Genomic DNA, 3,850 nt, shown 5'->3' on the forward strand with positions numbered 1-3,850 from the left:
ATACATAGCTTAGGCCTCTCTGAAGAAGTTCTTTTGCCCGGTCCCGTATTCCCTTTGAGATGTATATTTCCGCAAGCTTGACACAAGCCGTACGCCCCAGCTTGTACAGGTTTTCCCCGAACACCATGTCCAGGAACATCCTGTCTCTTTCATAATCCAGCCTTCCACTCAGTTGTATCTCTGAAAGCAGCTTCACAAAATGTGCTTCATAGTTCTCTGCTATGCCCCAACTTATGCAGGTATCTATTGATTTTTGCGCATATTCCCCTGCCTTTACATAATCTCCTATTGAATAGTAGAACTCAGCCCTGCAGTGGTGGAATAAATCCATAAGATTTCCTGAATATTTGGAGTTAATAAAGTCCTCTTGCATGTCATTTTGCATTGCAAGCGCTTTATTGTAATCTTCTATCTGTATGTTTGTCATAGCCATATTCATGTATATTATAAACTCCGCATACATATCCCTTATAAGTATGATGTTTTCCAGAGAATTTTGGTAAAAGTGAAGTGCCTCGGAATATTTGTCCTCCATTCTATATTGCTCAGCGATGTTGTTATAGCTAATGCCCACATAATATATATCACTGACTCTCTGACTTATGCTTAAGCATTTTTCATAATATTCCCTGGCTTTTTGTATGTCATTGTAACTGTAATATATTGATCCTATGGAGGTCAGAGGATACAACATCTTTCTGAAATTTCCCATGCTCTCAAGAATCTGCAGGCTCTCTGTTAATGCAGCAAGACCTTCTTCATGCCTGCCCTTATAAGCCTTAAACCTGCCGTAAATTCCAAGCAGTCTTGCATATAGAAATCTGTATTCCTCTTTATCTATGCTGCCTATGGCATTTTCCAGTATCTTTATGTAAGCGCTGAACTTTCTTTTATGGAGCATCATTCTGTTTATGACAATTATATGCTCGTACATACCTTTCTTGTAGTCCGTGGATCTAAGCAGCTTTTTAGCCCAGGCAAGATACTTGAGAGAAGTCTTTTTGTCATTCAATTTATACAGCAGTGAATACTTTTTTATATAAACGTCTATTATCAAATAATTGTTTTTAGTATCTTTAGCCACATTTTCAACAATATTATAATGAAAAATAGCCTTTGAATATTCACCCATGCGCTCGTACAGCTCACCTAACTTAGTACAAACCAACACTTTTTCCTCGATGATATTCTCATTGGAAAATAAGCTGTAAGTGTGCTCAAGGAACTGTATTGCCTGGCCTATTGAGTTATCCTCAATCATCTCATTTGCAGAGTTCACCAGATATTGTTTAACCTCCAGATGCCAATTAGCTCTCAGCATCTGGTGGATTAATTCATCTTCATTCTCTCTGTTTTCGCGGCTGAATTTACTTTTTAGTACATAGCTGGCCTTTTCGTGATATTTCTGTCTCAATTGTACCGGTATACCTTCATATATCGACTTTTTTAAAGTCAATGAACTGAAGTTGTATGATATTCCCCAATCGTTCTGTTTTCTTACAAGTATATTTATATAGGAAAGGTAATTCAACTGACTGGCTAGCTTCTCTTGCTTTACTTCTACAAAATTCTCCACCACATCTGACGAAACAGGTATATTAAAAATTGATAGGATTTTTAATATATCCTGATAATTGGCGTTAAGCTTATAAACATTGTTTAATGTATCGATATCATCAGAATATGATAGATTCAACGACTCAAAATCGACCTTATCAAGCACCCAGCTGCCCTTATCATCTACATAAATATTATTGTTCGAGTAAAGCATATAAATAGTATCATATATATACTCAGGACTACCCTTGGTCTTATCATATATTATCCTTGCAAATTCATAGTTCGGCTTGCCCATACCCAAGACCAGCCTTATATACTCCGCTGTATCCTCGAGAGTGAAATTCTTCAGTTCAATACTGTCCAGGGAGTATGCTTCTTTAAGCTTGCCGCAATACTCCTTTACTTCAGTGCTTCGAGAAAATGTATCCTTGTCCGTGGCAAATACAATATAGGTTTTTGAACTGCCCTGGCCCTTCAATATTTCATCAACAAACTCTAATGAATCCTCATCTATCCACTGAAAGTTATCAATAATAAAAACAAAATGAAATCTATTAGAGGCTTCAATTATGAAATTGTTTATCTTTTGAATAAATTTCCCCCTGCCATCCTCCCACAGAGAATTTCCCTCTGTGTTTGAAGGTATGGATCTATATCTGGATATCTGGGATACAACATTGTTCAAATCACCGATATACTTGTCTATAAGTTCTTTATCCGCATATTTGGTAATACTCTTTACAAAGACTTCGAGCAGACTGAATCTTATAAGATCAGACTCGTTAAGAATTGTCTGAATTGGTATAAAGCCCTCATGCTCCACCCTAACACTTAAAGCTTCTAAAAAATCGCTTTTCCCTGAACCTTCCTGACCCACAATTAGTGCTGCTTTATTTGATCTGTCAGCAAAAAAATGTCCTTTTGCATTGTTCAATATCTTATTAATACTATAATACCGTGCCACAGGTTTTATTCTATACTGCGGCATTGCTTGAATGTATTGCTTTTCTATTATGCTGTAGTGCTTGTCAAAACAATCATTTATATTAAAAATAATATCATCGACAGTTTGGAATCTATCACTAAGCTCGGCTGTTGTACATTTTTTAATTATGCTCATTATGTTTTTATCTATTATACTATTGTCATTCAAGTCAAAAGTATTCAAGCCACTGAACAAATGAAAAATTACAGCACCAATAATATAAATATCTGATAGAATGGAATATTCCTTTTTCTTTAATACTTCGGGATCCTTAATACATACGCTATCCTTGCCAATCATTATTTTACTGCTCGTTTTTTGAGGGTATGGTATAGATGCGATTTTCAGACAGTCAATCTTATCATCAAGTACTACCTGCAAATCATTCATATCAATGTAATAAAGAAGAAAGCCCCTCAGATGCAGATATTTAACTGCGGAACAAAGCTCTGCAACCAAATTCAGAACCGTATCCAAATCTTTTCCCTTGCAGTAGTCTATTGCATTGACACCCTCATAGTAGTCATATGTATAATAGTATTGATTCACAGTAACCTGCTTATAGTCAATAAGTCTAATTTTATTGTAAAAATGGAAATCAATAAGATTCGGATGAGAGTACATAGAGTAATCATAAAAGTTATCTTTCATATATTCTATAAAATCCCTGGTCTCTTTTTGGAGGCCAATGATTCTCAAATGCTTAAGCAAATTGCCCTTTTGGATATCCTCAACTACATATGTTGTTCCATATGAATCGTGGCTTTTTGCTTTAACAACGTTATACTGTTCGTTAATAAATTGCATTTGAAATCATCCCCCAAAAAAGTTCATAAGCTTATTTATGAAAAGCATTGATACGTTAATATAATTACTCTGCTGCTTTTTTCGACATAGGCTACCATAAAATCAGTTGTATATCAATTATTTTACCATAATTTTCTGATTAATAGGTAAAAAACATTCCTTAATCTTTCGCATTCAGTGAAACAATGCTTCATTACTTACCCGGAAGCGATCAAGTCTTTAACAAACTACCCACAAGCACGACCCAGGCGGTGATCCAGCTTTCTGCATGAGCTGCCCTCAAGCATCACTGCGCAGAACAGCTATCCTTAATATATCGAAGTCAACAAGCGAAGCTTGTTGCCGCCGGGTAAAAGAAAAAGAACAACAGTTTTCGCTGTTGTTCTTTTCTTTTACCCGGCGGCGATCTACTCTCCCAGGACCCTGCGGTCCAAGTACCATCGACACTGGAGAGCTTAACTTCTGTGTTCGGGATGGGAACAGGTGTGACCTCTCCGT

1 protein-coding gene and 1 rRNA gene are annotated in these 3,850 nt (G+C 36.4%); both read right to left on the reverse strand.

Annotated features, from left to right (window positions below; genetic code table 11):
• Nucleotides 1–3,352 (reverse strand): AAA family ATPase (locus VEB00_04555; GenBank protein ID HYF82283.1); only part of this gene is annotated, 3,352 nt, incomplete at its 3' end.
• Between the two features lie 394 nt (nt 3,353–3,746).
• Nucleotides 3,747–3,850 (reverse strand): 5S ribosomal RNA (gene rrf, locus VEB00_04560); the annotation flags it as partial.

It is taken from the genome of Clostridia bacterium, from assembly GCA_035628995.1.
Taxonomy (GTDB): Bacteria; Bacillota; Clostridia; order Lutisporales; family Lutisporaceae; genus BRH-c25.